This is a genomic window from Rhizobium sp. R635, assembly GCF_002211285.1.
Taxonomy (GTDB): Bacteria; Pseudomonadota; Alphaproteobacteria; order Rhizobiales; family Rhizobiaceae; genus Rhizobium.
The window spans coordinates 1-3,827 of sequence record NZ_LOKX01000031.1 but is presented as its reverse complement, the minus strand read 5'-3'; the positions used below and the strand labels follow the sequence as shown (position 1 = coordinate 3,827).

The 3,827-nt window shown below is 53.7% G+C and carries 2 rRNA genes; both read left to right on the top strand.

Annotation, left to right across the window (positions count from 1 at the left end):
• The first annotated feature begins 431 nt into the window (after positions 1-431).
• A 23S ribosomal RNA gene (locus ATY78_RS19570) occupies positions 432-3,372 on the top strand.
• A gap of 238 nt (positions 3,373-3,610) precedes the next feature.
• Positions 3,611-3,725 (top strand): 5S ribosomal RNA (gene rrf / locus ATY78_RS19565).
• Positions 3,726-3,827: the final 102 nt, after the last annotated feature.

Below are 3,827 nucleotides of genomic sequence, written 5' to 3'. Positions count from 1 at the left end.
GCCTGATGCCTGTTCTGCATACATTGTGAAGAGAAGATTGATCTGGAGGCTTCCAGGTGTCGTGGGTTTTGGCCCATGGCGTCCGAGCCCAGTTCTTGTGAAACCATGGATGGCCTAGCCGGCCGGATATGGTGGAGGGACTGGAGGTAGGTAGGAAGCTTGTCGCTCTGGATCGTTTATTGTTCGGTGCCTTTGGGTGCCGTCTGATGAACGATCGGATTACCGTTGCCTGACCGCGCGGTATCGGATCATATCTCGAGAAGCTGGTCTTAAGACCTGACACAAGCGAGCTGCTCGGCGTAGCTCCAATAAAGTGATCAGGTCGAACACGTCGATGGCATCATTGAGTGGTTTGGGTTGTAAAAGGTAACCCGGGCCGCCGTTCGTCCCGTTGGGGCGACGGCTAAGTGATGAGCATTGGCAATGAGAACGATTAAGTGTCGTAAGGGCATTTGGTGGATGCCTTGGCATGCACAGGCGATGAAGGACGTGATACGCTGCGAAAAGCCGTGGGGAGCTGCGAATGAGCTTTGATCCATGGATCTCCGAATGGGGCAACCCACCTTAAATGCTTGGAAAATCATTCTGGTTGTCGGGTCTTCGACCCGACGTTACGGCGAACGATCGCCGACGGCCTCTGGCCTGTATGGGACTTCCCAATACAGCGCAGAGCGCGTCGCCGGTCGTCCGGCGCGCCCACGCAGCGCTGCACGAAGTGCAGAACAAGCGTGAGTGAAAACCCGAATGGTTTCCAAGCATTGTGATAAGGTATCTGCACCTGAATAAAATAGGGTGTAAGAAGCGAACGCAGGGAACTGAAACATCTAAGTACCTGCAGGAAAGGACATCAACCGAGACTCCGCAAGTAGTGGCGAGCGAACGCGGACCAGGCCAGTGGCAATTGTGATTAAAGTGGAACGCTCTGGAAAGTGCGGCCGTAGTGGGTGACAGCCCCGTACGCGTAGATATCACGATTGTCCTAGAGTAGGGCGGGACACGAGAAATCCTGTCTGAACATGGGGAGACCACTCTCCAAGCCTAAGTACTCGTGCATGACCGATAGCGAACAAGTACCGTGAGGGAAAGGTGAAAAGCACCCCGACAAGGGGAGTGAAATAGAACCTGAAACCGGATGCCTACAAACAGTCGGAGCCTGAGAGGGTGACGGCGTACCTTTTGTATAATGGGTCAACGACTTAGTGTAACAAGCAAGCTTAAGCCGGTAGGTGTAGGCGAAGCGAAAGCGAGTCTGAATAGGGCGATATAGTTTGTTGCATTAGACCCGAAACCGAGTGATCTAGCCATGAGCAGGTTGAAGGTTGGGTAACACCAACTGGAGGACCGAACCCGCATCTGTTGCAATAGATTGGGATGACTTGTGGCTAGGGGTGAAAGGCCAATCAAACTCGGAAATAGCTGGTTCTCCGCGAAATCTATTTAGGTAGAGCGTCGAGCGAATACCCCCGGGGGTAGAGCACTGGATGGGCTATGGGGACTCACCGTCTTACTGATCCTAACCAAACTCCGAATACCGGGGAGTACTACTCGGCAGACACACGGCGGGTGCTAACGTCCGTCGTGAAAAGGGCAACAACCCTAACCTCCAGCTAAGGTCCCCAAGTCATGGCTAAGTGGGAAAGGATGTGAGGATCCCAAAACAACCAGGATGTTGGCTTAGAAGCAGCCATCATTTAAAGAAAGCGTAACAGCTCACTGGTCTAAATAAGGGTCTTTGCGCCGAAAATGTAACGGGGCTGAAGCCATGCACCGAAGCTGAGGATGTGTAGCAATACACGTGGTAGCGGAGCGTTCCGTAAGCTGATGAAGGGAGACCCGTGAGGGCTCCTGGAGGTATCGGAAGTGCGAATGTTGACATGAGTAACGATAAAGAGGGTGAGAGACCCTCTCGCCGAAAGACCAAGGGTTCCTGCTTAAAGTTAATCTGAGCAGGGTTAGCCGGCCCCTAAGACGAGGCGGACACGCGTAGTCGATGGGAACCACGTTAATATTCGTGGGCCTGGTGGTAGTGACGGATTGCACAAGTTGTTCTGGTTTATTGGATTATCAGGGCAGCGGAGCGGTTCCAGGAAATAGCTCCACCGTATAGACCGTACCCGAAACCGACACAGGTGGTCAGGTAGAGTATACCAAGGCGCTTGAGAGAACTATGTTGAAGGAACTCGGCAAATTGCACGCGTAACTTCGGAAGAAGCGTGACCCCAATTTACGCAAGTATTTTGGGGTGGCACAGACCAGGGGGTAGCGACTGTTTATCAAAAACACAGGGCTCTGCGAAGTCGCAAGACGACGTATAGGGTCTGACGCCTGCCCGGTGCTGGAAGGTTAAGAGGAGAGGTGCAAGCTTTGAATCGAAGCCCCAGTAAACGGCGGCCGTAACTATAACGGTCCTAAGGTAGCGAAATTCCTTGTCGGGTAAGTTCCGACCTGCACGAATGGCGTAACGACTTCCCCGCTGTCTCCAACATAGACTCAGTGAAATTGAATTCCCCGTGAAGATGCGGGGTTCCTGCGGTCAGACGGAAAGACCCCGTGCACCTTTACTATAGCTTTACACTGGCATTCGTGTCGGCATGTGTAGGATAGGTGGTAGGCTTTGAAGCGGGGACGCCAGTTTCCGTGGAGCCATCCTTGAAATACCACCCTTATCGTCATGGATGTCTAACCGCGGCCCGTCATCCGGGTCCGGGACAGTGTATGGTGGGTAGTTTGACTGGGGCGGTCGCCTCCGAAAGAGTAACGGAGGCGCGCGATGGTGGGCTCAGACCGGTCGGAAATCGGTCGTCGAGTGCAATGGCATAAGCCCGCCTGACTGCGAGACTGACAAGTCGAGCAGAGACGAAAGTCGGTCATAGTGATCCGGTGGTCCCGCGTGGAAGGGCCATCGCTCAACGGATAAAAGGTACGCCGGGGATAACAGGCTGATGACCCCCAAGAGTCCATATCGACGGGGTTGTTTGGCACCTCGATGTCGGCTCATCGCATCCTGGGGCTGGAGCAGGTCCCAAGGGTTTGGCTGTTCGCCAATTAAAGCGGTACGTGAGCTGGGTTCAGAACGTCGTGAGACAGTTCGGTCCCTATCTGCCGTGGGTGTAGGAATATTGACAGGATCTGTCCCTAGTACGAGAGGACCGGGATGGACATATCTCTGGTGGACCTGTTGTCCTGCCAAGGGCATAGCAGGGTAGCTATATATGGACGGGATAACCGCTGAAGGCATCTAAGCGGGAAACCCACCTGAAAACGAGTGTTCCCTATCAGAGCCGTGGAAGACGACCACGTTGATAGGCCGGGTGTGGAAGTGCGGCAACGCATGAAGCTTACCGGTACTAATAGCTCGATCGGCTTGATCGTTCTCATTGTTCATGCTCATCTCAAGGCGAATGCGAAGCATTCGTCCTGCCAAGGCGAAGGCTCTGCCTTCGTCCGGATTGATAGCGAATGGCGAATAGGGAGTAGCCAATAGTTGCTCCCAAATCGCTCCAAAGACGTGTTCAAAACCAGCAATAGGGCAGCAGCGAAACTATTCGCTACTCACTACTCCCTATTCGCTTCAAATCCAGCTTCTCAAACATAAGTTGCGCTTTGCCGACCTGGTGGTTATGGCGGGGTGGCTGCACCCGTTCCCTTTCCGAACACGGCCGTGAAACGCCCCTGCGCCCATGGTACTTCGTCTTAAGACGCGGGAGAGTAGGTCGCTGCCAGGTCTGCAAAACGCAACTAAATAATCTTCTCAAAACAAACCAACGGCCCAAAGCCGAAAAAAGGGCCGCCCGCAAAGCGGCCTTTCGTGTTATGATGAAATAAGC